This window comes from Streptomyces herbicida (assembly GCF_032656585.1).
In the GTDB taxonomy this organism is placed as follows: domain Bacteria; phylum Actinomycetota; class Actinomycetes; order Streptomycetales; family Streptomycetaceae; genus Streptomyces; species Streptomyces herbicida.
The window spans coordinates 43,343-64,830 of sequence record NZ_JAUYWJ010000001.1 but is presented as its reverse complement, the minus strand read 5'-3'; the positions used below and the strand labels follow the sequence as shown (position 1 = coordinate 64,830).

Annotated in this window: 14 protein-coding genes; 6 read left to right on the top strand and 8 right to left on the bottom strand. The window is 71.3% G+C overall.

Annotation, left to right across the window (positions count from 1 at the left end; translation table 11 throughout):
* Positions 1–40: 40 nt before the first annotated feature.
* A complete protein-coding gene (locus tag Q8A52_RS00295; protein WP_316747471.1) occupies positions 41–943 on the bottom strand; it encodes an MBL fold metallo-hydrolase in 903 nt (300 codons plus the stop codon).
* A gap of 72 nt (positions 944–1,015) precedes the next feature.
* On the opposite strand from Q8A52_RS00295, the gene Q8A52_RS00290 reads away from it, so the two are divergent.
* Positions 1,016–1,939 (top strand): AraC family transcriptional regulator, encoded by a 924-nt coding sequence (locus Q8A52_RS00290; protein ID WP_316747469.1) that lies wholly within the window; start codon positions 1,016–1,018, stop codon positions 1,937–1,939.
* Positions 1,940–1,952: 13 nt separating this feature from the next.
* Here the strand turns inward: Q8A52_RS00290 and Q8A52_RS00285 are convergent, their stop codons facing one another.
* The 4 genes from Q8A52_RS00285 to Q8A52_RS00270 form a co-directional block, all read right to left on the bottom strand.
* The gene (locus tag Q8A52_RS00285) at positions 1,953–3,539 is read right to left on the bottom strand and encodes a serine/threonine-protein kinase (RefSeq protein WP_316747467.1); all 1,587 of its coding nucleotides are present in this window, start codon (positions 3,537–3,539) and stop codon (positions 1,953–1,955) included.
* A 103-nt stretch (positions 3,540–3,642) separates the two neighbouring features.
* Positions 3,643–5,304 (bottom strand): serine/threonine-protein kinase, encoded by a 1,662-nt coding sequence (locus tag Q8A52_RS00280; RefSeq protein ID WP_316747466.1) that lies wholly within the window; start codon positions 5,302–5,304, stop codon positions 3,643–3,645.
* A gap of 58 nt (positions 5,305–5,362) precedes the next feature.
* Entirely contained in the window at positions 5,363–7,138 is a 1,776-nt protein-coding gene (locus Q8A52_RS00275; RefSeq protein ID WP_316747464.1) for a serine/threonine-protein kinase, read from the bottom strand.
* A 143-nt stretch (positions 7,139–7,281) separates the two neighbouring features.
* A complete protein-coding gene (locus Q8A52_RS00270) occupies positions 7,282–10,038 on the bottom strand; it encodes a protein kinase (protein ID WP_316747461.1) in 2,757 nt (918 codons plus the stop codon).
* A 442-nt stretch (positions 10,039–10,480) separates the two neighbouring features.
* Between Q8A52_RS00270 and Q8A52_RS00265 the strand changes: the two genes are divergently transcribed.
* Entirely contained in the window at positions 10,481–10,900 is a 420-nt protein-coding gene (locus tag Q8A52_RS00265) for a hypothetical protein (protein ID WP_316747459.1), read from the top strand.
* A gap of 86 nt (positions 10,901–10,986) precedes the next feature.
* On the top strand, positions 10,987–12,342 hold the full coding sequence (locus Q8A52_RS00260; protein WP_316747457.1) for a VanZ family protein: 1,356 nt from the start codon (positions 10,987–10,989) through the stop codon (positions 12,340–12,342).
* A 69-nt stretch (positions 12,343–12,411) separates the two neighbouring features.
* On the opposite strand, the gene Q8A52_RS00255 is transcribed toward Q8A52_RS00260, so the two are convergent.
* A complete protein-coding gene (locus tag Q8A52_RS00255) occupies positions 12,412–14,460 on the bottom strand; it encodes a serine/threonine-protein kinase (protein ID WP_316747454.1) in 2,049 nt (682 codons plus the stop codon).
* A gap of 170 nt (positions 14,461–14,630) precedes the next feature.
* Between Q8A52_RS00255 and Q8A52_RS00250 the strand changes: the two genes are divergently transcribed.
* Complete coding sequence (locus Q8A52_RS00250; RefSeq protein ID WP_316747453.1) at positions 14,631–15,692, top strand: serine hydrolase domain-containing protein; 1,062 nt, start codon at positions 14,631–14,633, stop codon at positions 15,690–15,692.
* Between the two features lie 67 nt (positions 15,693–15,759).
* Here Q8A52_RS00250 and Q8A52_RS00245 read toward each other — a convergent pair whose 3' ends face one another.
* Positions 15,760–17,466 carry a glycerol-3-phosphate dehydrogenase/oxidase gene (locus Q8A52_RS00245; protein ID WP_316747451.1) on the bottom strand — a complete coding sequence of 569 codons (1,707 nt, stop codon included), beginning with the start codon at positions 17,464–17,466 and terminating at the stop codon, positions 15,760–15,762.
* 278 nt (positions 17,467–17,744) lie between these two features.
* On the opposite strand from Q8A52_RS00245, the gene Q8A52_RS00240 reads away from it, so the two are divergent.
* Together Q8A52_RS00240 and Q8A52_RS00235 are read left to right on the top strand one after the other, a co-directional pair.
* Entirely contained in the window at positions 17,745–18,953 is a 1,209-nt protein-coding gene (locus tag Q8A52_RS00240; RefSeq protein WP_316747449.1) for a nucleotide sugar dehydrogenase, read from the top strand.
* A 150-nt stretch (positions 18,954–19,103) separates the two neighbouring features.
* Positions 19,104–19,622 carry a hypothetical protein gene (locus Q8A52_RS00235; protein ID WP_316747447.1) on the top strand — a complete coding sequence of 173 codons (519 nt, stop codon included), beginning with the start codon at positions 19,104–19,106 and terminating at the stop codon, positions 19,620–19,622.
* 651 nt (positions 19,623–20,273) lie between these two features.
* Here Q8A52_RS00235 and Q8A52_RS00230 read toward each other — a convergent pair.
* On the bottom strand, positions 20,274–21,398 hold the full coding sequence (locus Q8A52_RS00230; RefSeq protein ID WP_316747445.1) for a GuaB3 family IMP dehydrogenase-related protein: 1,125 nt from the start codon (positions 21,396–21,398) through the stop codon (positions 20,274–20,276).
* Positions 21,399–21,488 lie beyond the last annotated feature (90 nt).

The window sequence follows — 21,488 nt, the reverse complement described above, 5'->3', positions numbered from 1 at the left end:
ATGAGTACCGTGCGTCCCGGGCTCTTGTCGAAGCGGGCGGTCAGGCGGCCCACCGGTGAAGGGAGAAGCCGCCGCCCTCCCGCCGTACCTCCACGCCACCGGCCCCGCCGAAGTGCGCGGGAACCACCAACTCCCGCTCTTCGGCCGCCCGTTCGAGCACCCGCCGCCTGCTCTGCGCGGCCCTGTGCGGATCGAGGCAGAAGCAGCTGTTGCACTCGGGCCGCAGGATCTGCACCGGGCTGTGGAGCAAGTCGCCGACGAAGACGGCACGTTCGCCGCCCGAGGCCAGCCTCAGGACGCTGGAACCGGGGGTGTGGCCGGGGGCGGGCTCCAGGGTGAGGTGCTCGTCGATGCGGTGCTCCCCCTCCCACCGCACGGCCAGCCCCGCCCGGTGCACGGGCGCCACGCTGTCCTCGTAGAGGAGCCGGTCGTCCACCCGTACGCCGCCCGCGTACTCGTTCTCCGGCCCGAAGTGGACGTCGTCGGCGGCCGGGAGAAGGTACTGGGCCCGGGGAAACGTGGGCACCCACTCCCCGTCCACGTCATGGGTGTTCCAGCCGACGTGGTCCGCGTGGATGTGCGTGTTGACGACCACGTCGACGTCCTCGGGGCGGATGCCCGCCCGCTCCAGGCGCCCCGGGAGATCGCCGTCCCGCTGGTGGAAGAGGGGATTGCCGGGCCTCTCCCGCCCCTTCCCCACTCCCGTGTCGACCAGCACGGTCCGCCCGCCGCTGCGCAGCACCCAGGTCTGGAGCGCCGACACGGCGCGGTCGGCGGCGGGGTCCCAGTGGTCCGGGGCGAGCTGCTCGCCGTACGCCTTCCACAGCTCGGGTCCGGCGTCCGGGACCAGTCGCCGGGCCGGCGCGAAGGACCCCTGCCATTCCACGATCCGGAGGACCTCGACGTCACCGATAAGGAAGCTCTGCACGTTGTCATCTGCCATGACAAGGACACTAGGAGCTCCTGCATGAGCTTCCCAATGCCTGTCCGGCTCATCCGGATACGCTTGCGTCTCATGGATGTGGTGAGCGACGCGATCTCCGCTGTCCGCCAGGGCAGGCCTTCCTCCAACCGCCTGCGGGTGCGGGGCCGTTGGTGCGTGCGCCTGGCGCCCTACGAAGGCGCCGGTTTCCACGTCGTCCTGGGCGGCGCGTGCTGGCTCCTGCCGGACGGGGGCGGCGAGCCGGTGGCGCTGGGCGCGGGGGACGTGGTGCTGCTGCCGCACGGGACCGGGCATGTGCTCGCCGACGGGCCGGTGGAGGCCCGGGACTTGGCCCGAGCGGTGCCGTTCGAGCAGGTGAGCGGCCCGTTCGTGGGACCTCCTGGGACCGGCGCCCGCAGGTCCGAGGTGGAGCTGCTGTGCGGCAAGTACCGGCTGGACCGCAGCCGGGTGCATCCGCTGATGGCGGAGCTGCCGAAGGTGGTGCACCTGCGCAACCGAGTCGGCGCCCACCCCGAACTGCGCTCCGCCGTGGACCTGTTGGCCCACGAGCTGACCGACAGCCGCCCGGGTGCGGCGCTCGCCCTGCCGAGCCTGCTGGACCTCCTGCTCGTCTACATGGTCCGGGCCTGGATGACGGAGGCGGAGACGGGAGCCTGGCCGGCGGTCCTGACCGACCCGGTGACGACGGCCGCCCTGCGCGCCCTGCACGCGGCCCCCGCGGCCGCCTGGACGAACGCCCGCCTGGCCACCGAGGCGGGCGTCTCCCGCGCGACGCTGGCCCGCCGCTTCACGGCACTGGTGGGCCGCCCGCCGATGGCGTATCTCACCTGGTGGCGGCTGACGCTGGCGGCCAGGCGGCTGCGGGACACGGACGTACCCCTGGCCGCCGTGGCCCGCGAGAGCGGCTACGGCAGCCCCTACGCCCTCTCCCATGCGTTCAGCCGTGAGTTCGGGGTCACTCCGGGGAGGTACCGGGAGCGCGTCCGGGTCGGATGAAGCCCCGGCGCGGTCAGAGCTTGTCGACGCCCAGGTTCGCGATCGCCGTCTTCGCCACCTCCCGCCCGCGGGCGGTGAAGTCGCCCTTGCCCGGGTAGCTGACGGTGAGCTTGTACATGTCCCCGGACTTGGTCCTGTAGTAGAAGATCTGCAGTTCGCGGGGGCGCGGATTCTGACTGTCGTCGGTGGTGTAGACGACGGTGGTCATCGCCGCCTGCCTGCCGTGGTACTTGGCATCACCGTCCACTCTCGTCCGCGGCCCCTTGGGCATGCCGAGGGTGTACTCGCCGTCGCTCTTGAACTTCTCGTTGTCGGCGTACATCTGGGCCGGCGCGGAGTTCTTGATCTCGTGGAGGGAGTCGCCTGACTTCCTGGCCAGGTTCAGGGCGATCCGGATGGCACCGCTCTGGTCGGTGTAGCTGACCCAGTTCTTGTCGGAGTCGTCCTTGGCCGGGTGCCCCGGTTCGTACGTCTCGGGGAACGCCACCGTCACGCCGAGCCCGGGGCTCGCAGCCTTCGTCCAGCCGTCGGGGAGCGGCCCCGCGAAGGGGTCGGCAAGCACCAGGTACCCCGCCACCGCCGCCGCGACGACCAGCGCGCCCACGCCCAGCCACGCCTTGCGGCCGAGCCGACGGGAGGGCGCCACGGGGCCGGTGACCTGCACGACCCGGGTGGGCGCCGGGGCGGGCGGGTTCGCGGCCGTCTCCAGCAGGGCGCGGACCCGGGCCGCGTTCGGGCGGTGGACCGGGTCCTTCTGGAGGAGGCCGTTGATGGCCTCGGCCAGCGGGCCCTGCGCGGAGGCGGGCGGCGCGGGCGTTGCGTTGAGGACGGACTGGAGGGTGGCGGGGGTGTTGCTGCGGCGGAAGGGCGAGACACCCTCCGTGGCCGCGTACAGGACCACGCCCAGGGACCACAGGTCGCTCGCCGGGCCGGGCCGCTGCCCGAGCACCCGTTCCGGCGCGATGTACTCGGGCGAGCCCACGAAGCCGCCCGTGTCCGTCAGGTTGGTCTCACCCTCGATCTGTGCGATGCCGAAGTCGGTGAGGACGACCCGGTCGTGCCGGCCGAGCAGGACGTTGTCCGGCTTGACGTCGCGGTGCAGGACGCCCGCCGCGTGCGCCGCCTCCAGCGCGCCCAGCACCTGGAGACCGATCCGGGCCGCCTCGCGCGCGTCGAGGGTGCCCTCCTGGAGGGCGTCGCCGAGCGACCGTCCGTGGACCAGCTCCATGACGATCCACGGCTTGCCGTCCACGATCGCCACGTCGTGGACGTTCACCACCGCCGGGTGGTCGAGCCTGGCCGCCGCACGCGCCTCGCGGCGCATTCGCTCGAAGGCGTTGGCACGTTCACGCTCGGGAAGATGGTCCGGTACGCGCGGCTCCTTCACCGCGACCTCGCGGTCCACCGTCTCGTCCTTGGCCCGCCACACCGTGCCCATTCCGCCATGGCCGAGCTTGGCGAGCAGCCGGTAGCGACCGGCGATCAGCCGCTCGGCGTACGGATTGCCCGGATGGGGCAGGTGCGCGGGCGGGTTCGGCGGTTGCAGACCGAAACTCGTTGGCTCGTCGGCCCCTTGACGGGCTCCCCCGTTGCCTCTCATGGGTCCATCCATACCGCGCCACGCGCCGGCGCTTCCACAGGTAGTGCAGACCGGTCACAGACCCGTGACCCAGGCTGCCGGGAATCTCCCGTTCACGGCTGTTTCAGGACCGTACGAACGTGTCCACCGCGACGTCGAAGTACTCCCGCGCCTCCCGCACCTTGCCGACCGGCGCCGACACCCACACGTCGTACAACTGCCCGGCCTCCTCCCAGCACAGGTCGTAGGTGTGCCGGGGTCCCTCCGCCGTGCTGAAGCCGTTCCAGCTGAACTCCCAGAGCGCGGCGGGGTGTCCGTTGTGCGTGGTCCGGGTGACCCGGCCGTCGTGGTAGCCGGGGTTGGCGCTCGGGCCCTCGGCGGCCGCGCGGCGCATCACGGCCAGCGGACCGCCCGTTTCGGGGTCGGACACCTTGATGCCGAGGCGGAAGGTCTCCCCGGGCGACATGTAGAAGATGCGCTCGCCCTGCGGCTTGCGCGTGAACCCCTCGGGTACGGCGACGGAGAATCCGCCCGGGTCCTCGGCGATGCGGTAACCCGATGGCGCCGTATGGGTGTTGGCCGCGCTCGGGGACAGGGGGGCGTTGCCGGACGGGGAGCGGGTCACGGTGACCGTCGGGGTGACCGCCGATGCCGTCGGCGTGGTCGCGGACGTGTGCGGCGCCGAACTCGTCGGCACACCGCCGCCGTCCCCGCCGCCCCCCTTCATCAGCAGGGCCGCCGCGGACACCCCCGCCCCCGCCATCGCGGCGACGAGCAGCGCCGCCACCAGCACGCCCCGCGTGGAGTGCCTGGCCTGCGGATCCGTCGCGGGCGGCGTCGGCGCCGGGCGGGGCACATCGTGCTGGGTCGGCGTGTAGGGGACCTGCAGTTTCGGTGTACGGCCCGAGCCGAGCCCGGGCGTACGGCTCTTGCCGGACGTACTCGCGGGCGTACGCCCCGTCTCCAGGAACGCCCGCAGCATCCGCTCGGCCTCCGCGGCGTCCAGCCGCCGGTCCGGATCGCGCTCCAGCAGCCCCCGTACGACGGGCAGCAGCGGCTCGGCCTGCGCGGGCGGGCGGATCTCGCCGGCGACGACGGCGTGCAGGATGCCGCCGAGCGAGTCGCGCCGGAACGGCGACTCGCCGCTCAGCACCGCGCACAGCAGCGCGCCGAGCGACCACAGGTCGGACTCCGGCCCGGTCCTGACCCCGGACATCCGCTCGGGCGCGGTGTACTCCGGCGAGCCCACGAAGGAACCGGTCTCGGTGAGCGTGGTGGCGCCCGCGACCTGCGCGATACCGAAGTCGGTGAGGACGACCCGGTCGGTGCCGGACTCGACCAGGACGTTCGCGGGCTTGATGTCCCGGTGCAGAACACCGGCCGCGTGCGCGGTGCGCAGCGCGCTCAGCAGGTCGATGCCGATACGGGCGGCCTCGGCGGCGTCGACCGGACCGTGCGCGGAGATGCGGTCGGCGAGCGATCCGCCGTCGATCAGCTCCATCACGATGTACGGCCGCTCGTCGTGCTCCGCGACGTCGTGCACCACGATGATGTGCGAGTGGCGCAGCTGGGCCACTGCACGGGCCTCACGGAGGGTGCGGTCACGGCGCCGTCGGGCGTCGTCGTCCGAGAGGGAGTCGTCCTGGGCGAGCTCCTTGACCGCCACCTGCCGGCCCAGCAGCTGGTCGGTCGCCCGCCATACGACACCCATCCCGCCGCGCCCGATGCGGGCCTCCAGACGGTAACGGCCCGCAATCACACGGAAGTCGTCCCCCTCGGTCCCCATGGGCCCCATCATGCCGCACCGGACGGCTCCGCTCCGGGTCGCCGTCCGGCCAAGCCCGTCAGGACGCGTCGGGCTGCCAGCTCTGCAGCACCCACTTGAACTGCTTGCTCGCCGTCTCCCAGCCCTCCGCGGGCGAGGACATGTAGAGCGCGTACTCCACTCCCTCGCGGGAGATGTACGCCTCGTCGATCGCGCGGCGCGGCCCGGCGACGTGCGGCGGGTCCTTCTTCAGTGCGTCCCAGGTGTACTCCCACAGCGAGGCCTTGCGGTCGCGGTAGGTGGTCTCCTCCAGGGTCACCCGCTTGTAGCCGACCAGCCGCTGGAGCTGCTGTTCCAGGTCCTGCTGGTGCCGGTACGGGTCGGCGAAGTCCGGTGAGGTGTCGATGGCGACGCGGAGGAAGTGCAGGCCGTTGTCGGGCGAGTAGTCGACCTGTCTGAGGTCGCCCTTGACCTCGTACACCGTGCGCTTCCAGTTCTTGGGCAGGGAGAGCTCGAAGCCCCACGGGTCCTTGTGCGTCGTCCAGATGGCGCCATCGGGGCCCGGGGTGCCGGTGGCCGTGTCCGCCGGCGCCGGCGTGGTCTCGGACGCGTGGGCGCCCGTGTCCCGCCCCGGGCCGAGCTTCTGGTACACCACCGCGGCCCCGCCGCCGAGCACGGCGGCGAAGGCGACGACGAGGGCGAGCGTACGGAGCCGGCGCCGGGGGCGGGCGGGGGCCGACGCCGGGACGGGCGTGGCAGCCGAGTCGATCGCCGTCGGTCCGGTCGGCGGAAGGCCGGGAGGGGTCGTGCCCGGCCCGTACTGGGGTGCGGTCCCGGGCCCGTACGGCGATCCCGCGCCGGACCCGTACTGCGATCCGGCTCCCGGTCCGTACTGCGGCTGCCCGGCTCCCGATCCGTACTGCGATCCGGTCCCGGAGGCGGGGGCGTGCTGGGGCCCCGCGCCGGACCCGTGCTCACCCCACGAGCCGTGACGAGAGCCGTCGTGCTGCGTCGGCACATACACCTGCGCCGAGCTCGGCCGCCGGCCCTCCGCCGCCTCGGCGAGCATCTGCTCCGTCTCCTCCGCGCCAGGCCGTTCGGCCGGATCCTTGCGGAGCAGGGCGGTGATGACGGGCCCGAGCGGGCCGCCGTACTGGAGGTCGGCGGCCTCCTCCTCGACGACCGCCTGCATCGTGCTCAGCGGTGAGGTGCGGCGGAACGGCGAGCGGCCCTCCACCGCCGTGTACAGCGTGGCGCCCAGCGCCCACAGGTCGGAGGACGGGCCCGGGTCGTGGCCCCGCACCCGCTCCGGGGCGAGGTAGTCGACCGAGCCGACGACCTCTCCCGTACGGGTGATGGTGGTGTCGCCCTCGATCTGGGCGATGCCGAAGTCGGTGAGCAGCACCCGGCCGTCCTGGCCGAGCAGCACGTTGCCGGGCTTGATGTCGCGGTGCAGAACGCCGGCGGAGTGCGCGGCGCGCAGCGCCCGCAGCACCCACAGTCCGATGCGCGCGGCCTCGCGCGGCTCGAGCCGGCCCTGCTCCTTCACCGCGTCGGCCAGCGAGTTGCCCTCGACCAGCTCCATCACGATCCACGGACGGCCGTCGTGCTCGAGAACGTCGTGCACGGTGACGACGGCGGAGTGGTTGATGCGCGCGGCCGCACGGGCCTCGGCCCGGGTACGGGCAAGCAGAACGGTCTGGTCGCTCTCCGAGACGTAGAGCGCAGCGGTCAACTCCTTGATGGCGACTGCCCGGTGCAGCACCTCGTCGTGGGCGCGCCACACCCGGCCCATGCCGCCGCTGCCGATGGAGTCGGCAAGCCGGTAGCGGCCCGCGATGAGCAGGCCCTGCATCTGATTCACGTTGCCCCGCAATGCTCTTGACAGGGTCAGACTAAGGACCGGCCTGCCTGCATGGAACAAGCGGGGTCCCAAGGAAACCGCACTGTGACGGTTTTCGCTTCTGGTGAAAGGAGGGAACCACTGGTCGGCACGGCTCAGCCGGTGTACTTGTACGTCGCCGAAGCCTGCTCGTACAACCGCGTCACCTCGTCCCGCTGCGCCTCCGGGCCACGTACCTGCACCACGTGGTAGCGACCGCCGATGAGAATGGCGATGTTGCGGACGAACAGGTCGCGCCCCTGGTCGTCGGTCCAGGTGAACTGCCCCTCAGCCATGGTCCGGTCGCCCACCTGGATGGTCCGGAGGCCGGTGGCCGTGGCCCAGCTGGAGCCGCGGTAGGGCTGGAGCTCGTTCTCCTTGTCCCGCTGGTAGGTCATCGGATCACTGCCGTACTTGGACGCCCTGTCCCGGCCCGGTACGACGATGAGCTCGAAGTCCCCGTGCGAGTAGACCACCTGTCCGAGCCCGTTCTTGGGCGTGCGGTCCCAGCCCTTGGCCACGGCGACCTGGAAGCCCTCGGGGTCCTTGCGCAGGGTGAACCCGTCGGCGACGTCCGGGTCGGTGGTGGTCTGGGTCTCGGTGGAGGGGGCCGACTCGGAGGCGGACGGGCTGCTCGACGCCCCTGTGCTCTGTCCGTTCGTCGGCTTGTCGCTGGGCGCGGGCGCCTGGCTCGCCTGGCCGGCGGAACCCGTGCGAGAGCCGCTCGCCGCGCCGCTGCCGTCCGCCTTCGGCAAGAAGAGCATGGCGTAGGCGACCGCGCCGGCCAGCAGGAGCAGGATCAGCAGGAGCAGGGTGCGGCCGAGTCGGCGCGGGGACCCGGACTCCTGCTTGGCCCGCTTGTGCCGCCCGTGCGGGCCGGTTGCGGGCAGCCCGGTGCGCCGCCTGCGCACCAGCTCGCCGCGCCGGCGCACGATCGGCAGCCGACTCGGGTCGACGGGCGGGGCGGCGACGACATGCGCGCCGGCCTCGGGCTCGGGGGCGGACCGCACCAGGGACCGCAGCCAGCCGCGCAGCTCCTCGAAGTCCAAGCGCTCGGTGGGGTCCTGGCGCAGCAGCGACTCGACGACCGGCCTGAGCGGACCGCACTCCTCCGCGAAGGCGGGCGGCTCCGCGCACACCAGCTGCACCAGCTCGGCCGTCGACTCCTCCGGATACGGCGCATGCCCCTGTACGGCCCGGAAGAGCAGCGCCCCGAGCGCCCACAGGTCGGTGGCGGGCCCGATCGGCGCCGCCAGTTGCCAGTTCTCGTGCACCGGCCCGGCCTGCTCCGGCGCCCATCGCTCGGTGACCGGCCCCACGACGGTCATCCGCACCTGCCGGGCCCGCTCGGCGGCGAGCGCGGTGGCCGGTCCCCGCCGGGGCGGGGCCGCGGCGGCCGGCTCGTCCCAGCGGGCCGGGGGTCGGGGGGTGTCGGTGGTGGCGGCCGGGGGGAGGGCAGGGGCCGGGAGGGGCAGTCCGCCCGCGTCGGCGGCGGGCGCCGGTCCGCCACCGCCTGCGCCGATGCGGGAACCGGGGGTGCGGCCGTGTTGCGGTGGCAGCGCGGGCGCGGGAAGCAGCCCGTCGACGTCCAGGGCGGGGGCAGGGCCCGGGCCCTGTTCGGCCCCTGGGGCAGGGGTGCTCCCCGGGGCGGTTTCGGCCGGCGGAAGGGCCGATGGCCGACGGCCGTTGTCCACCGCCGGGGGTGTGCCGCCGGGAGTGGTGCGGGGGGAGGCGCCGTGCCAGGGGGCGGCGTGGACGCCGTAGGGATCGGCGATCTGGCCGGGCGGCGTCGTGTGGGTCCGGTGGTTTTGCTCCTCGCCCTGCCCGGCGGCGTACGGCGGCTGGTCCGGGCCATCCGGCCGCGAGACGGCGCCGGTGTCGCCGTCGGCGGGCCGACGCGCCCCGGGGAGCGCGGCTCGCCCGTTCTGGGCCTGCTGCACCCGGGCGGCAGCCCGTGCGCCCGCCCGATACGCGGCGATCGCCCCGGCCCGTGCCGCCCGGATGTCCCCGCCGCTCTCCAACGCCCAGCGGGTGGGCGCCCCGGAAGCTCCGGCCGCGCCGGAGCCGTCCGCCCCGGCCGCGGGCAGCCCTCCGGCCGCCCGCGCCTGGATCGCGGCACGCCGAGCCGCCTCGGGATCGGCCTCAACGGGGCCGGGGGCACCGGCGGAAACACCCGGGCCGCCGACGCCGTGCCCGGCGCCGCCCCCGGCAGTGCCGGCCGCGCCGCCCGTCGGCCCTTCCGGGAAACCCTCCTGGACCGGCACCGGGTCGTACCCGCACAGCGCCTCCTCCGCCGCGCCGACCGCGAGGCCGGTGAGCATCACGCGGCCGTCGTCGCAGACGAGGACCGTGCGGGCGGTGATGTTGCGGTGCACCCAGCCATGGGCGTGCAGGACCCGCAGCGCCATCAGGACGTCGGAGGCGACCTCGGCCGCCCGGTAGGGCGTCAGCGGCTTCTCGGCCAGCAGCGCGGCCAGCGGGCGCGCGGGCACCAGTTCACTGACTATCCACAGCGAACCGCCCTCGGCGAACACGTCGAAGACCTGGTCGAGCCGCGGATGGTCGGGGATGCCGGCCGCGGCCTGCGCGGCCTCCAGGGCGCGCCGCACGGCCGGGTCGGCGGGCCGGCGCGTGGCCGTCCGCGCGGTCGGCGGGCGCCGTGACCGACGGTCACGCGCGGTGAAACCGTCGGGCAGTCCGTCCGCGTCGAGCACCTCCGCCTCGACGACCTCCGGCAACAGCACCTGCCGCACCAGGACTTCCTGCCCGCTGTAGGTGTCGAAGGCGCGGGTCTCGGTGAGTTCGTACTCGTCGGAGGGCGGCAGCGGCAGGCGGTAGCGGTCGGCGAGCACCCGACCCGCATAGTCGTCCACATTGCCTCCCCCGGCCGCCCGGTTGGTCAAATCCGTTCGCCTTGCGGCCCGTTCCGCGCACACAGCTGGATGCGTACGGTCCGCAACCACTCACGATACGTGCCACAGGCAACTCGCATTGAGGGGATGACGGATTCTCGCGGCTTCAACCGTAGCCCGGCTCCGGGGACCCGACCTCGCGAGCCTCGTCCGCATCCTTCAGCGCCGCAGCCGGCGGGCATCCCGCTTCACCGCCACTCCAGGCCCGCCGCGAGGCCGAGCGAGGGTTTATCGGATTAAGAGCTTCCGCTTTTCGTTGACCATTCGACGATTCTCTTGATCCGGCGAGGACAATGAGGAACTTCTCTCTCAAAAGGCCGCCAAGAGGCCATTTTAATTTCGAGCCACTGGCCTGTAATGTTCGGCCCGCGCAACAACTGCGCCTCTTTGATTTGGAGCACGCATGAAAAAGGCAATGCGACTGCTGGTCAGCGGTGTCGCTCTCTCGCTTCTCCCTCTGACGTTCAGCGCCGGCGAGGCAAGCGCCTGGGGCGGCAAGGGCTATGAGTGCACCACGCTCAGCAACGGCGACCTTTGCATTCGCATTTACCACTCGTCCGACGGTTACACGAACACCCGTAAGATCGAGGTGGACTACAGCAAGTTCTCCGGTTCCACCATATACGTCAAGGGTGGCTTCTCCACTCCGAATGGGACGGTGTGGGCCGGCAGCTACAGCAGCCTTTCCTCCGGGCACACGTACCGAAAGTACTTCGACAATGTGCCCTTCGACCGCACCGTCAACGTGACGGGCCTGATCCAGGTGCAGGGTCAGGGCCAGTTTGCGACGCCGCCGCAGTCGATCTCCGAGTACTACGGCTGACGCACTGACAGGCTGTCGGTAAAGCGGCGCGGGGCTGAACGGAAGAGTCACTTCGTTCAGCCCCGCTGCAATACAAGGGTGCTTACATGATCAGGGCTATATTCTCCGCACAGCCTCTTCTGGCTGTTCTCCTGGTGACGAGTTCTTCAGTGCTCGCACTCGCCGGTTTTCTGCTCGGCCATCGGATCAACCGTCCAAAGCGCTTCTCTTGGGCATTGGCGGGCGCAGGCGTGGGCGTAGCCCTCTCTGCGACGCTCACGCCGGCGAAGGGCTCTTCGGGCTATTCCGGCACATGTACGATCAGCAAGGATTTCCTTGGGTCCGTCGGCACCGAGCAATGGCTGCTCAACGTCGCCCTGTTCGCCCCCGTCGGCCTCTTCTTCGCTCTGGCCGGCGCTTCGTACGCCGGCTCCGTGGTCGTGTCCTCGACCCTCTCGATGGCCATCGAGTTCACTCAGGCAGCCCTTCCGGGGATCGGGCGCGCCTGCGACAGCAACGATTTCGTCGCGAACACCCTTGGCGCGCTGCTCGGTGCAGTGTGCCTCATCGTGATTTCGCTGCTGCGGAACAGCCCGTCCAGGGAGAGGGCCAATGCTTCGGGCGGCGGCCGGGGACTGTTGGCGACCGGTGGCGTCATGGGAGTGGTGGCGATCGCCGGGCTCTTCACTACGACGATGGTTTTCGTGGACTCGAGCACGCCGATAACGGAAGCGAGCTCCAGTCAGGAGAGATCTGTTTCTCACACCCTCGAGGCGCTGTCCGATAGAATTCATGTGACGAGAACACAGATTTCGAATCTCCCCAATGACTACGGGGCGGGCCAGCGCACCCTCGTTGCCTCCTGGAAGAACGGAAACGCTGAGTTTTCCTGGCCGGACGCGAAGATTCACCAGCTCTGGAGCAGCACGGGAATACCCCTCAAGGGATACTCGAACCACACAGGAATCGATAACCGAACGCGGGCCAAAACCCTCGCCGCCAAGCTGGTTTCCGGTAATTTCCCTTGGGCTTCCGCCGCCACGGAAGTGTCCGCCGACCCGGATCCTCAGTTCCGCGGAGCATGGCGAGTCACATACCGACAGAGGCGGGATGGCGTCATCATGCCCCTGCATTTCGCCGTCACGTTCTCCAAGGACGGCCGCCTCATGCAACTGGAGGCTCAGGACACCCGCGCTCCTGATCGGATCCCACGGGCCAGGGTCTCGCAGGCAGACGCATCGAAGACCGCTGTGTCGCATGCCCCTCGCCATTCGCATCTTTCTGCAACCCAGCTCAGGCTGATCAAGGAAGGCGCCAGTTGGCGGACTGTGTGGGACTTCACTTATAGCCGCCAGGGTGACACCAGTAACTCCTACAACCCTGTCTCCGTGCTTGTCGACGCGAGTACCGGGGAGCTACTGCACGGGAACGGCCCTGACGCCGCATTGGGCAGTTCTCTCTGATCTGACGCAAAAGGACGGCCCCGGCTCCCCACCCGTACGGCCTGTGCGGCCCGAACAGGAGCACACAGCTCACTTCTTGGGCTGAAAGGACTTCGTAAGCGTCTTCCAGGTGTCTTCGCGCAGGCCGCTGTGCCAGTCCGCGGCCTGCGCGGTGTACATCAGCCCGTAACCGAGGTGGTCGTTCACCACAAAACCCCGGTCGATGGAGCGGTACTTGGTGCCGCCCTCGACGTAGGTGAACTCCCAGTCGGCCGTGTTCCAGCCGCGGTAGTCGACCTTCTCTATGCGGATCCTCCGGTACTGGGCGCGCACCATGGAGCCCTCTTGGTTCCTCCAGTCCGCAACCGGGTCGTTCTTGGGGGCACTTGTCCATCCGACAAGCAACCTCTGCCCGTGTGGCCCCGTGTACCGGTCACCGGCGCGGCCGGTGGACTGGTACGACCACCCCTTGGGCAACCCGATCGAGTACCCCTGGCCGCCCTTGTGGGTGGAGACGGCAGGCGCGCTTCCGCCGTCGCCGGAGCCCGACGACCCGGTGTCACCGCTGCCGGTCGCGCTCGCGCTCGGCGTCGCCGTGCTCCCGTTCCCCGCCGTCGCGCCCGCTGTGGCGGAGTTTGAATCGTCGCCGTCCGTGCGGGTTCCGCCGTTCTTGTCCTTCTTGGTGTCGGCGCCGGCACCGGTACTCGCCGTGACCTTGGAACCCCCGCTGTGCTTGGCCCCCTTGGAGCCACTGCCGTCGTCACCGTCGCGGAACGTGATCGCCAGCACGGTGCCGATGATCGCGAGCACGACCACCACCGCGATGATCACCAGGGTGCGCTTCGGCACCACATCGGTGAGCGGCGCCCTGGGCACCGGCCGCGTCGGCAGGTCCGGCGGCGGCACCACAGGCCACCCCGAACTCTGCTTGGAGCCGGTGAGGTTGGCGCCCTGCGTCGAAGGCGACGCCGCCGGAGAAGGAGCCCCGGCCGAACCGCCGGTGCTCGCGCTCTTGGTGTCCGCTGCGGCGGAACCGGCACCCGCCGCCTTCCCGGGCGCCGAAGTCCCCTCGGCTGCCGACGCGTTCGTGCCTTCGCCCCCGCCGCTGTTCTTCGTCCGTGCCGCGGCCGCCGAGGTGGCCGCCCCGGCCGCCTTCCGCACGGCACGCAGCGCCCCGCGCAGCTTCTCCCCGGCCTCCTCGCCCCGCTTGTCCTCGGAGCCTGCCGGCTGGGCGGGCAGCGGAACGACTCTCGTCGCGTCCATCGACTCCGGCTCGGGCGTGTGGAGCACTGTGTTGAGCAGGGCCCGCGCGCCCGCGTCGTCGAGGCGCTTGGCCGGGTCCTTGGTGAGCAGACCGTAGATGACGTCCCTGAGCGGGCCCGCGTTCTTGGGCTCCTCCAGGGGCTCGGTCATCACCGCGGTCAGCGTCGCGATCGCCGACCCCTTGTCATAGGGCGGCACGCCCTCGACCGACGCGTACAGCAGGCCGCCCAGCGACCACAGGTCGGCCGCCGGTCCCGGCTTGTGTCCCCGGGCCCGCTCCGGGGAGATGTAGGAGGGGGCGCCGACGAGCATGCCGGTGGAGGTGATGGAGGGGTCGCCCTCGACCTGCGCGATGCCGAAGTCGGTGAGCACGACCCGGCCGTCCTCGGCGATCAGCACATTGGACGGCTTCACATCACGGTGCAGGATGCCCTCGCGGTGCGCGGAACGCAGCACGTCGAGGATCGCGAGCCCGACCTCGGCCGCACGCTTGGGCTCCAGGAGGCCGTCCTCACGGATGACCTCGGCGAGGGACTTGCCCTCGACGAGCTCCATCACGATCCACGGCCGGTCGTCCTCGTCGACCACGTCGAAGACCGTCACCGCGCTGTTGTTGCGGATCCGGGCGATCGCCTTGGCCTCGCGCAGGGTGCGCGTGATCAGGCGCCGCTTCTCCTCCTCGTCGATGTTCGACGGGAACCGCAGCTCCTTGACGGCGACCGTCCGGCCGAGGGTCTCGTCCTCGGCGCGCCACACCGTGCCCATGCCGCCGCGGCCGAGCACATCTCCCAGCCGGTACCGCCCGGCGAGAAGACGCTCGCTCTTGTCCTGACGAGTGTCCTGACGAGATGTCCCCGCCCGCTCCGCCTCCGACATGCGTCCCCTCATGCAACCCGCCCTGACAGAGCCTCCATTGTCCCTCACCCGACAAGTGGTCAATGCCCCAGGGTGCCCGACACCCCGTCGGCCGGCCCGCGCACCGGGGTACTCCCTGAGGCACGCGTTCCGCCCGGGTGGATGATGGCCTGGACAAGGGAGGGGACGAGATGCCGCCACTTCGGACACTGTCGGCCATATCGACCTCCCTCGCCCTCCTCGTCGGCCCGGTCGTGGTCTCAACCGCACCCCGGGCCGAGGCCACCGACGCGGCCCTCCCGCTGTTCGTCACCCGGGGCAGGGCGCCCGCCGCGGCCCTGCTGACCCGCGACGAGGACGGCTCCGGCAACGCGACCGCCTCCCACTACGCGCAGGCGGGCCGGGGCGTCGCCCGCGCGGACCATTTCCGTGCCGGCAGCATCACCAAGACCTTCATCGCCGCGGTCGTCCTGCAACTCGCGGCCGAGCACCGACTGTCCCTGTCCGACACCGTGGAGCGGTATCTGCCGGGTGTGGTGCGCGGAGCACACGTCGACGGACGGCACATCACCCTGCGTGCCCTGCTCACCCACACCAGCGGTCTCGCCGACTTCACCGCGGTCACCAGGGGCACCGTCCCGCTGACCCCGCTTCAGGCCGTGACCATCGCGCTCGCCCTCCCTCCGGCCCGCCCGGGCCGCTTCTCCTACTCCAGCACCAACTACGTCCTGCTCGGCATGGTCGTCCGACAGGTCACCGGCCACTCCTATGCCCTCGAGGCCGAGCGGCGCATCATCGCTCCCCTGGGTCTGGCGGGCACCTCCTTTCCCGGATCCCGCACCACGCTTCCCTCCCCGCACGGCCGCGCCTACTCGGCGAACGGGTCCGACGTCACCGATCTCGACCCGCGCGTGGCCGGCGCGGCGGGCGAGCTGGTGACCACGCTCGACGACCTGGACCGCTTCTACGCGGCCCTGCTGGACGGCGAGCTGCTGCCGCCGCGCCCGCTGCGTGAGATGCTCAACACCCGTACCGCACAAGGCGCGTACGGTTTGGGGATATTTCCGACGAAGCTCCCGTGCGGCACCACGGTGTGGGGACACAACGGCCGTATATCCGGCAGCTATGTGCGCACCGCGGCCACCGTCGACGGACGCCGTGTCCTCACCTTCCGTGTGAACACGGACACGATGGCGAACCCGAGCCTCGAACCCGCGCTGCTCGCGGCCGAGTTCTGCCCCCGCATCCAGTAGAACGAGCGGGTTCCGAACGAAGATCCCGCTTCGTGCCACTCGTTCGGGTGATGTCACCCGGGCCGGCTCACAGCGGCACGATGTCCGGCGCCCCCAACCGCGCCGCGTCCGCCGTCTGGTCGTCCGGCTGGAGCTGCGACTCCCGCTCGGCCTCCACCCGCTTCTCGTAGTGCTCCACCTCGCGCTCGATCTGGTCCTTGTCCCAGCCGAGGACGGGCGCCATGAGCTGGGCGGCCTCGCGGGCGCTGCGGGTGCCCCGGTCGAAGGTCTCGATGGAGATGCGGGTGCGGCGGGTCAGCACGTCGTCCAGGTGCCGTGCACCCTCGTGCGACGCCGCGTAGACGACCTCGGCGCGCAGATAGTCGTCGGCCGCCTGCAGCGGTTCGCCCAGGGAGGGGTCGGCGGCGATGAGGTCGAGGACCTCCTCCGCCATGGAGCCGTACCGGTTCAGCAGGTGTTCCACCCGCACGACGTGCAACCCGGTCCGTGCGGCGATCCGCGCCCGTGCGTTCCACAGCGCCCGGTAGCCCTCCGCGCCCAGCAGCGGAATGTCCTCGGTGACGCATTCGGCGACCCGCATGTCGAGGCCGTGCACCGCCTCGTCGACCGCGTCCTTGGCCATCACCCGGTACGTCGTGTACTTGCCGCCCGCGACAACCACCAGCCCCGGCGCCGGATGCGCCACCGTGTGCTCGCGCGACAACTTGCTGGTGGCGTCGGACTCTCCGGCCAGCAGCGGACGCAGTCCCGCGTAGACACCCTGGACGTCGTCGCGCGAGAGCGGCACCGCGAGGACCGAGTTGACGTGTTCCAGCAGGTAGTCGATGTCGGCGCTGGACGCGGCGGGGTGGGCCTTGTCGAGGTCCCAGTCGGTGTCGGTGGTACCGACGATCCAGTGGCGGCCCCATGGGATGACGAACAGGACGGACTTCTCGGTGCGCAGGATCAGGCCGGTCGTGGAGTGGATGCGGTCCTTGGGCACGACCAGGTGGATGCCCTTGGAGGCCCGGACGTGGAACTGTCCCCGCTCGCCCACCATCGCCTGCGTGTCGTCGGTCCACACACCGGTGGCGTTGACGATCTGCTTGGCGTGGATCTCGTACTCGCCGCCGCCCTCCACGTCCTGCACCCGGGCGCCGACGACCCGTTCGCCCTCGCGCAGGAAGCCGGTCACGCGCGCGCGGTTGGCGGCCTTCGCGCCGTACGACACCGCCGTGCGCACCAGCGTCGCCACATAGCGGGCGTCGTCCATCTGGGCGTCGTAGTACTGCAGCGCGCCGACCAGGGCGTCCTTGCGCAGGGCGGGGGCGACGCGCAGGGCGTGACGGCGGCTCAGGTGGCGGTGCACCGGCAGACCGCGGCCATGGCCGCGGGCCATCGACATGGTGTCGTAGAGCGCGACGCCCGACCCGGCGTACAGGCGCTCCCAGCCCTTGTGCTGGAGCGGGTACAGGAACGGCACGGGCTTGACCAGGTGGGGGGCGAGCCGCTCCAGCAGAAGTCCGCGTTCCTTCAGTGCCTCGCGGACGAGGGCGAAGTCGAGCATCTCCAGATAGCGCAGGCCGCCGTGGATCAGCTTGCTGGACCTGCTGGACGTGCCCGACGCCCAGTCACGGGCCTCGACCAGTCCTGTGGACAGTCCGCGGGTCACCGCGTCCAGCGCGGTGCCGGAGCCGACGACTCCACCGCCCACGACCAGTACGTCCAGCTCACGCTCGGCCATGGCCGCCAGTGACTCGGCGCGCTGTGCCGGCCCCAGTGTCGCTGTCCTCACCGCTGCCTCCCGCTGTCGATCACATCGGTCGCGTCGGCCGCACCCGGTGGGCGAAGCCCGGTCCGTCTCCTCCTGCCCAAATTCTGACCGGGATGCCCGACTTCAGCCACCACTCGCCCCCAGCCTGTGGACAACAGGCGCGGAACCCCCGGAAGACACAAGGAAACAATCCCGCATAAGGGTCATATTTACTCCTAGTCTGACATTGCACTCGCCCGTCCTGTCCACCGGGCTTGCGCACCTGTCCCGCTTCGGTTACTGGGAAGGACGGCCCACCCATGCCCGCAGACCTCGCCGTCATCGGACTCGGTCCCTACGGCCTGCCCCTCGCCCAGGCGGCGGTGGCCGCCGGAATCCCCACGCTCGGATATGCCACCGGGCCCGAGGCCGGCTCGCTCAGCCCCGCCGAGCTGCGCCGGATGCTGTCGCGGGGCTTCCGGCAGGCCAGCGACCCGGCGGGGCTGGGCCGGGTACGCACCGCGGTGATCTGCGCGCCGACCCCGCGGGGTGCGGACGGCGGGCTCGACCTGGGTCAGGTGGAGGCGGCCGCCCGCACCCTGGCCGAGCGGCTGCGCCCGCACACCACGGTGATCCTGGAGTCGCCCGTGCATCCGGGCACGACCGAGGAATTCCTGCGCCCCCTGCTGGAGGAGGGCTCGGGGCTGCGCGCGGGCCGGGACTTCCACCTCGCTTACGCGCCGAGCCGTGTCGACCCCGGCAACCGCGACTTCACCCCGGCCAACACCCCCAAGGTCATCGGGGGCCTCACCCCCGCCTGCACGGAGTCGGCGGCCGCCTTCTACACACGGCTCACCGACAAGGTCGTACGCGCGCGTGGACCGCGCGAGGCGGAGACGGTGCAGCTCCTGGAGAGCAACTACCGGCACGTCAACATCGCGCTCGTGAACGAAATGGCCGTCCTGTGCCACGACTTGGGTGTCGATCTGTGGGACGTCATCCGCTGCGCGGAGACCAAGCCGTTCGGCTTCCAGGCCTTCCGGCCGGGCCCCGGCGTGGGCGGCCACGGCGTCCCGCAGGACCTGACGGGCCACGCGGGACGCACGCTGCGCATGGTGGAGCTGGCCCAGCAGGTCAACAGCCGGATGCCCCGGTACGTCGTCCAGCGCGCCGCGACCCTCCTGAACGAGCACGGGAAGTCGGCCCGCGGCGCGCGCGTGCTGCTGCTCGGCGTCACCTACAAGGCCGATCTCGCCGACCAGCAGGGCACACCCGCCCATGAGATCGCGATGCGGCTGATGGAACTGGGTGCATCCGTCAGCTACCACGACCCCCTCGTGTCGACCTGGAGCGTCCTGGACCGGCCGGTCCCGCGCGCGGACTCCCTCTACGAGGCCGCGGCCGACGCCGACCTCACGATCCTGCTCCAGCAGCACCGGACGTACGACCTCCAGGGCCTGACGGTGAAGGCGCAGCTGCTCCTGGACACGCGGGGGGCCACGCCGACGGGGGCCGCGCACCGGCTCTGAAGGGGAAAACCGCGGTGGCGTTGTCGGTGGGGCCTGTTAATCTCCACCACGTTCGCCGCACACGCGTGCGTGCGCCTTTCCGCTTTACCATCCAGTTTTCCAACCGGCATGTCCGGTCGGCCTTTCGTGTCCCGTGGGGGGATTCCTGTCATGAGCCAGTCAGCTACGCCGCCTCAGCCGCAGCCCCAGCCCGGCCCGGCCGACGGCAACCCGTTCGCCCAGCAGCCGGGCGCCGTACCGCCGCCCCCGGCGCCGCCCGCGCCGCGCAAGGACAACATCGCGCTCGGCCTGGCCGCGGCCTTCGGCGCCGCCGTGGTCGCCGCCGCGATCTACGGCGTCGTCATCGGTCTCACCAAGCACGAGATCGGCTGGGCGGCGGTCGGCGTCGGCTTCGTCATCGGAGTGGCGGCCGGCAGGCTCGGCGGCCGCAACCCCGCCCTGGCCGTCGTCAGCCCCATCCTCGCGCTGGGCTCCGTCTACATCGGCCAGCTGGTCGGCGAGGCCATGATCGGCGCCGACGCCGTCGGCAGGAGCTTCAACGAGGTGTTCTTCCAGCACTTCGACGTCGTCCAGGAGGCCTGGAAGGCCGACGCCGACCCGCTGACCTTCGTGTTCTTCGCGATCGCCGCGTGGGCCGCGTTCTCGGGCGCCAGGAAGGCGGCTGCCTGAGCGGACCCGGCCAGCACGCGGAAGGGCCCGACCACTTGAGCGGTCGGGCCCTTCCGCGCGGTATTGAGCCGTACGGACCGGCGGTGGACGCAGCAGGTGGCGAACAAGGCCGCGGCTCGGTGGACGTGGTCGAAACCCATCTCACCGTGGGGCCGACGTCGACGGGGGCGGCGCATCGGTTGCACACGGGGCGCGCGGCGCGGCTCGAGCCCCGGGGTTGGTGGCGTACGGCTGGCCCCACCGGTACCGTACGGAACCAGGTGGAGCCCACCGCAGCGGGTACTGCGGCAGGCTCCTGGATGGATCACGGAGTGTCCGCCCCTAGGTAACGTGGGGGCGGCCGCTCACCATCCGACGCACAAGGTGGAGCCCACCGCAGCCGGTACTGCGGCAGGCTCCTGGATGGATCACGGAGTGTCCGCCCCTAGGTAACGTGGGGGCGGCCGCTCACCATCCGAAAATCCGCAAGCGCTTCAGAAACCTGGGGCGCCGACCCGGACGCTATCGCCCTCGGCCCCGCTCACCGGCCCGTATTCGCCCCGAAGGCAACCGCGCGCCCCCACGTCACCCCACGCGCCCCAAAGGCCGCCCGGACAGCGAAAAGGGGCCGGTCGCCTCGCAAGGTGACCGGCCCCCATCACGTCGTACGGACTACCGCTTGTGCTGCGAGTCCGCCACCGTCACCTCGACCCGCTGGAACTCCTTGAGCTCGCTGTAGCCGGTGGTGGCCATGGCGCGGCGCAGGGCGCCGAAGAAGTTCATCGAGCCGTCGGGGGTGTGGGACGGACCGGTGAGGATCTCCTCGATGGTGCCGACCGTGCCCAGGTCGACCTTCTTGCCCCGCGGCAGCTCCTCGTTGACCGCCTCCATGCCCCAGTGGTGTCCCTTGCCGGGCGCATCCGTGGCACGGGCCAGCGGGGAGCCCATCATGACGGAGTCGGCGCCGCAGGCGATCGCCTTCGGGAGGTCACCGGACCAGCCGACGCCGCCGTCCGCGATCACGTGCACATAGCGGCCGCCGGACTCGTCCATGTAGTCGCGGCGGGCCGCGGCCACATCGGCGACGGCGGTGGCCATCGGGACCTGGATGCCCAGCACATTGCGCGTGGTGTGCGCGGCGCCGCCGCCGAAGCCCACCAGGACGCCGGCCGCGCCGGTGCGCATCAGGTGCAGGGCCGCGGTGTAGGTGGCGCAGCCGCCCACGATCACCGGGACGTCGAGCTCGTAGATGAACTGCTTCAGGTTCAGCGGCTCGTGCGAGGACGAGACGTGTTCCGCCGAGACCGTCGTACCGCGGATGACGAAGATGTCGACGCCCGCGTCCACGACCGCCTTGGAGAACTGCGCCGTGCGCTGCGGGGAGAGCGCGGCCGCTGTGACCACGCCGGAGTCACGCACCTCCTTGATACGCGTGCCGATCAGCTCCTCCTTGATGGGAGCCGCGTAGATCTCCTGGAGGCGGCGGGTCGCGGCCTCGGCCGGCAGCTCGGCGATCTCGTCCAGCAGGGGCTGCGGGTCCTCGTGCCGCGTCCACAGGCCCTCGAGGTTCAGCACGCCCAGGCCGCCGAGCTCGCCGATGCGGATCGCGGTGGCCGGGGAGACGACCGAGTCCATGGGGGCGGCCAGGAAGGGCAGCTCGAAGCGGTAGGCGTCGATCTGCCAGGCGATCGAGACCTCCTTCGGGTCCCGCGTACGGCGGCTGGGGACGACGGCGATGTCGTCGAAGGCGTACGCCCGGCGGCCGCGCTTGCCGCGCCCGATCTCGATCTCAGTCACGATTGTGGCCTTTCCCTGATGCGTTTCAGCGTCTTCCAGTATCGCCGACGGGTACGGCACCGCTCCCGCGCAGGTACGACGAGGGCGGCC

Bases quoted from the DNA above. Each gene is read 5' to 3' on its own strand.
- Q8A52_RS00275 (WP_316747464.1), bottom strand. From the start codon at position 7,138: ATGCAGGGCCTGCTCATCGCGGGCCGCTACCGGCTTGCCGACTCCATC.
- Q8A52_RS00295 (WP_316747471.1), bottom strand. From the start codon at position 943: ATGGCAGATGACAACGTGCAGAGCTTCCTTATCGGTGACGTCGAGGTC.
- Q8A52_RS00285 (WP_316747467.1), bottom strand. From the start codon at position 3,539: ATGAGAGGCAACGGGGGAGCCCGTCAAGGGGCCGACGAGCCAACGAGT.
- Q8A52_RS00235 (WP_316747447.1), top strand. From the start codon at position 19,104: ATGAGCCAGTCAGCTACGCCGCCTCAGCCGCAGCCCCAGCCCGGCCCG.
- Q8A52_RS00255 (WP_316747454.1), bottom strand. From the start codon at position 14,460: ATGTCGGAGGCGGAGCGGGCGGGGACATCTCGTCAGGACACTCGTCAG.
- Q8A52_RS00265 (WP_316747459.1), top strand. From the start codon at position 10,481: ATGAAAAAGGCAATGCGACTGCTGGTCAGCGGTGTCGCTCTCTCGCTT.
- Q8A52_RS00280 (WP_316747466.1), bottom strand. From the start codon at position 5,304: ATGGGGACCGAGGGGGACGACTTCCGTGTGATTGCGGGCCGTTACCGT.
- Q8A52_RS00240 (WP_316747449.1), top strand. From the start codon at position 17,745: ATGCCCGCAGACCTCGCCGTCATCGGACTCGGTCCCTACGGCCTGCCC.
- Q8A52_RS00260 (WP_316747457.1), top strand. From the start codon at position 10,987: ATGATCAGGGCTATATTCTCCGCACAGCCTCTTCTGGCTGTTCTCCTG.
- Q8A52_RS00250 (WP_316747453.1), top strand. From the start codon at position 14,631: ATGCCGCCACTTCGGACACTGTCGGCCATATCGACCTCCCTCGCCCTC.
- Q8A52_RS00290 (WP_316747469.1), top strand. From the start codon at position 1,016: ATGGATGTGGTGAGCGACGCGATCTCCGCTGTCCGCCAGGGCAGGCCT.